This window comes from Mesorhizobium sp. M0571 (assembly GCF_040320985.1).
Lineage (GTDB): Bacteria > Pseudomonadota > Alphaproteobacteria > Rhizobiales > Rhizobiaceae > Mesorhizobium.
In genome coordinates this window covers 1-4,292 of sequence record NZ_JAMYQT010000116.1, presented here as the reverse complement: position 1 = coordinate 4,292, position 4,292 = coordinate 1, and the positions used below count along the sequence as shown (strand labels likewise).

Here is a 4,292-nt window from a genome sequence, read left to right as displayed (position 1 = left end):
ACGTCACCCATTATGACCCGGAGTGATCGGCGCCGGCGCGCCCACGAACGAGAGACTAACCATCAAGGCGATTTCGGGAAAGGTGCCTTGGCGCACCGCTTACGCTGAGATCAGCGAGTAGGAATTATCTAAGAATTGTGTAATGCCATGAGGCAGAGATCGTACGCCGGTGACGGCAATTATCCAAACAATTACTACATCGCCTCCCGAAACATTATCCGCAACCCAGTGCGGTTGGCGCCGGCTATTCCGGCATTGCAACGGCAGTGCACCTCGCGGAGAAGGGCTATGGAGAAGGGCTATAAGGTCCTTGGTGTTTACGACGCGTCCCCTGAACGATCTGTATGAAGGCTTGCTTCCGGCTTAACATAGTACTCGTTAAGAAATTCGGATTGTAACTTCGAAGTCGGTCCGTCGATCGGCTTATCAATATTTATATTGGGGGGTGAGGTGAACAAACTCTATACCGACGCGGGCTCGGCACTTGGATGGCCTATTGTTTGACGGTATGTTAGTTGCGGTGAGCGGGTCTGGCCTTTGTGGTATACCCGAACTCCTGATCACTGCGATCCGGGAGGCCTGCACCAAGGACCTGACGATTGCCTCGAACAACTGCGGCGTCGATGATTTCGGCCTCAGCGTTCTGTTGAAGACAAAGCAGGTCAGGAAGATGATCTCCTCTTATGTCGGTGAGAATGCCGAATTCATGCGCCAGTACTTGAGTGGCGAAATCGAACTAGAGTTCAATCCGCAAGGAACGCTGACCGAGAGTATGCGCGCCGGCGGCGCCGGCATTGCCGGCTTCTATACCAATACGGGCGTGGGCACGGTGGTCGCTGAGGGCAAAGATCGCAAGGTCTTCAATGGCGAAACTTATTTGCTGGAAACCGGTATCGTCGCCGACCTATCGATCGTCAAGGCCTGGAAAACCGACACTTCGGGCAATCTCATATTCCGTAAAACAGCGCGCAACTTCAACCCGCCAGCCGCCACCTGCGGCAAGATGTGTGTGGCGGAGGTCGAGGAGATCGTGCCCGTCGGTAGCCTCGACCCTGACCACATCCACGTACGAGGGATCTACGTGCATCGCTTGATCCGAGGTAAGCATGGGAAGCGCATCGAACAGCGCACGACACGCGCGGCTTGAGCAGGAGAAAGACAGGTGGCCTGGCACAGAAATCAGATGGCAGCGCGGGCGGCGCGTGAACTGGAAGACGGCACTTACGTCAATCTTGGCATCGGCATTCCAACGCTGGTTGCCAATTATATTCCCGAGGGGGTCCATGTGCCGCTGCAGTCGGAAAAGGGTCTTCTTGGCATTGGACCGTTTCCGAGTGAGGAAGAGATTGACGCCCATCTCATCAATGCCGGCAAGCAGACGGTGACGGCACCCGCATTCTGCCTTCTTCGATTCGGCGCAGAGCTTTGCGATGATCCGCGGCGGCAAGATCGCCATGGCGATCCTCGGCGCCATGGAGGTCCCGAGAACGGCGATCTCGCCATTGGTTGATCCCGGCAGGTTGGTCAAGGGCATGGGTGGCGCAATGGATTTGGTTGTCGGCGTCAGGCGCGTGGTCGTTGTGATGGACCACACCAACAAGGCAGGCGTGTCCAAGGTGCTGAAGTCTTGTACGCTGCCGCTGACCGGCCAGCGCGTGGTCGACCGGATCATCACGAACCTTTGTGTGCTTGATATGGTCGAAGGCGGTTTGAAGCTGGTTGAACTCGCCCACGTCGTCACTGACAGCGGACTACGCAACGCAACCGAAGCAACGATCGTCAACTGATCTGCCACGTCATTTAGCGCAGGCTGGAGAGTCACCCATCAACATCGAAGGTGCTATTCTAAGCAGGCCATCCATCGTCATCGTCAGTGCAACCGCACCGCCGTCGGAGGCTTCAACCCCCTCGCAAACACGCCCGCTTATGAACTGGCTCCGGCCGTCGTCAAAGGGCGTGCTAAAGCGCGCAGGCGTCGAAGCGGCAGTGGTGAACGAGGTGATCCTCTGCCACGAAGGGCAGAACCTGGCCCGCCAGAGCTAAAATCTTCACGTTCAGTTTAGTTTATCTGACGAGGCGCAGGAAGTCCTGAAGGTGAGCTGTCGCTCATTCCTATTTCTTCGCCGGCTCAGGTTTCGGATCATTCATCCATCTTGCTCCGTCCGGAATTCGGAATCCATGCATCGCTCCCTGCCGTAGCATTTCCATGAGAAATCCAGCGGCTGGAGGAATCGGTGTCTGTGGGTCATAAACAAGATAGATCTCGCGTTCGATGACAGGACCCATCAACCTTTTTTGGGTTAATTCGCAGAACTGCATCATCGGCAGGACAAGGCTAGGCACTACGGATATGCCTAGATCGGCGGATACAAGGCCCGCAACCGTGCCGACGTCCCGAGCCTGTGTTATGGCCCCGAGTTGGATTTCGGCAATTTGTAAGGCGCGATCCACACAATTGCGAACGCTGCTCAAGGGATCGAACGAGACGAAGTCTTCCCCAGCCAAGTCGTTCCAGGACACCGTTTCCATGTCCGCAAATCTGTGAGATTTCGAGCAGATGCACACCAGAGTATCCGCCGCAATCCGTTCGCAGACCAGCCGTCCTTTCGCCTTCGGGAAGGAAGTGATGCCAAAATCGACCTGCCCGTCGGACACGTAACGAACAACCTCCTCCGCGAAACCATCCTTTACCGATATTCTAACGTTGGGCCTGGCTTTCCGGAACTCGGAAACAACCGTCGGCAGCATGATGGACGCAACCGACGAGAGTGCGGCTAAGCTCACGACTCCATTGAGTCCGCTATGGTAAAGCTGGAACCGTGACAGTGCGCTGTCGAATTCCTCGAGAACACGGCGCGCATTCATCAATAGTTGTTCACCGGATGCCGTAAGGACCACCCTCCGTGTAGTGCGCTCGAACAGGCGGGTATCCAGTTCCTGCTCAAGCTCGACGATTGTTCGGCTTAAAGCCGATTGGGCGATGCTCAGGAAGCGGGCCGCAGTGGTATATCCGCCATAATCCGCAACCGCGACCAGAGAACGCAAATGCCTGAGGGTGATATTGTTGCTCATTTGCGATTAATTTATCTCCGAAAGCTTTGGACGCGCAATAGTTTTTGACGGGGCTATGCAGAGCTGTGTCCCAGGGTATCTCATGAACGGGTCATAGCGAAGCAAGAGAGCACGAAGCGTTCACATTATCTTCAACCGTCCGGAACGGATGAACGCAGTCAACGAAGCCCCGCGCTTGACGGGGGTATGCGAGCGGGTAGAGGGTGTGCGAGCGAATTGAGGTCATGAAGAGCCCTGATTTTGCCGAGGTGCATGGGTACCCTTGGGAAGAGCCGGGTCCGTAATGTAGCGTGCGCCCTTATGTGGCGCTCGGGCGCGGCGCCCAGCCGCCATGATGATGATTTCGATCACCACAATTTGCGACGGCTTCAGGCTACGGAGGAAGTCCATGAGTTCGCGCCGGTCTCGCCAACCCCTTGTCGGTTTGGCGTCGCTGGCGGGCTGGCATGCTGCCAGGGCCCTGGCTTTCGTCTCGAAGTCGATTTCGGCATAGAGTTGGTCGTGTCGAGCGAGACGTGGCCGAGCCACCCTCGGATGGGGTTGATGTCGACGCCGGTCCGCAATAGATAGTTGCCGTGCTGTGGGGAATGGTATGCGGGATGACCAGTTTTGTTTGCCGGGAATTTGGTCAAAAGCTTTGCCGCCATGGCGTTCGACTATGCTGTGGATACCAAATTTGATCGGCTGGCTCAGGCGGTTCTGGAATACGGGTCGGTGGGCGAACGTCTATTGATAAGTTTGACGATTTTGGCGACGGTAGCAGGCCAAAGGGGACGAAGGCGTTGCTTTCCACCCTTTCCATGGATTCTGACGCAAGCGGCGGGCATATCGAGATCACGGTCATAAGTTGGGCTGCTTCAGGGGCTCGAGCGCCGGAGTTGTAGAGAAACAGCAGGAGGGCATGGTCCGCCGACCTTGCTCTGTGCGTTGATCCGAAGCGGCGAGAAGGGCATCCGTCTCCGGCCTGTCGTGAAAGGGACATCGCGCAAGGCGACCTCGCATGGCCCGGCAAGACGACTTGAGGGTGCGCGCTTCCGTTCGAGAGCGCATCCCCGTGGCCTGCTTATGGTCGACATAGCAGGCGACCGCGTCGGCGAGTTTTGACCTTGCCCCTCTGATCTAATCCGGTTTGAAGTTCGTTCTGGCCCATCGAGAGGACCAGGACATGAAACGTAGCCGCTTCTCTGAAGAGCAGATCATCGGAATTTTGAAGGAACATG

General features: G+C 56.5%; 2 protein-coding genes and 2 pseudogenes. 3 read left to right on the top strand and 1 reads right to left on the bottom strand.

All coding sequences use genetic code 11. The features are described from left to right. Positions 1-147: 147 nt before the first annotated feature. From NKI85_RS37455 to NKI85_RS37445, 3 genes and pseudogenes are all read left to right on the top strand, one after another. A pseudogene (locus tag NKI85_RS37455) lies at positions 148-290 on the top strand (gamma-glutamylputrescine oxidoreductase); the annotation flags it as partial. Between the two features lie 218 nt (positions 291-508). Next, positions 509-1,147 carry a CoA transferase subunit A gene (locus NKI85_RS37450; RefSeq protein WP_352780886.1) on the top strand — a complete coding sequence of 213 codons (639 nt, stop codon included), beginning with the start codon at positions 509-511 and terminating at the stop codon, positions 1,145-1,147. A gap of 15 nt (positions 1,148-1,162) precedes the next feature. Next, a pseudogene (locus NKI85_RS37445) lies at positions 1,163-1,787 on the top strand (3-oxoacid CoA-transferase subunit B). Between the two features lie 325 nt (positions 1,788-2,112). Here the strand turns inward: NKI85_RS37445 and NKI85_RS37440 are convergent. Beyond that, positions 2,113-3,072 carry a LysR family transcriptional regulator gene (locus NKI85_RS37440; RefSeq protein WP_352780883.1) on the bottom strand — a complete coding sequence of 320 codons (960 nt, stop codon included), beginning with the start codon at positions 3,070-3,072 and terminating at the stop codon, positions 2,113-2,115. Between the last annotated feature and the right edge of the window lie 1,220 nt (positions 3,073-4,292).